Here is a 492-nt window from a genome sequence, read left to right on the forward strand (position 1 = left end):
CGGCGCCGGTGCCTGAAGATGGCTTTGGGCTGGTGATTATCGGCTTCTTTGGCGCGATCATTGCCAGTTGGTTGATTGCCCGCTGGGCCCGCAAGCGCCAGGAACTGACCGGCCAGCAGTTTCCGGTATTCCTCACCGGTATCGGCCTGATTGTCGGTGTGCCGCTGCTGCTGTTCCTCTTCAGTGGTATGCCGCTGGGACTGGATCATCCCGAACTGAAAGGATTTAACTTCAAGGGCGGTATCACCGTGATACCCGAGCTGATGGCGCTGTGGCTGGCCCTGAGCATCTATACCGCATCGTTTATCGCAGAAACTGTGCGGGCCGGTATCCTGGCGGTGTCTCATGGACAGACGGAAGCGGCCACCGCGCTGGGGATGTCGAAAGCCAAAACGCTGCGGCTGATTGTGATTCCTCAGGCGATGCGGGTGGTGATCCCCCCGCTGACCAGTCAGTATCTGAACCTGACCAAGAACTCCTCGCTGGCGACCG

General features: G+C 59.6%; 1 protein-coding gene. It reads left to right on the top strand.

What is annotated here, in order from left to right; all coding sequences use genetic code 11:
* Nucleotides 1-492 (top strand): ABC transporter permease subunit (locus JW499_RS21630; protein WP_205212518.1); only part of this gene is annotated, 492 nt, incomplete at both ends.

Source organism: Amphritea pacifica (assembly GCF_016924145.1).
Classification (GTDB): Bacteria; Pseudomonadota; Gammaproteobacteria; order Pseudomonadales; family Balneatricaceae; genus Amphritea; species Amphritea pacifica.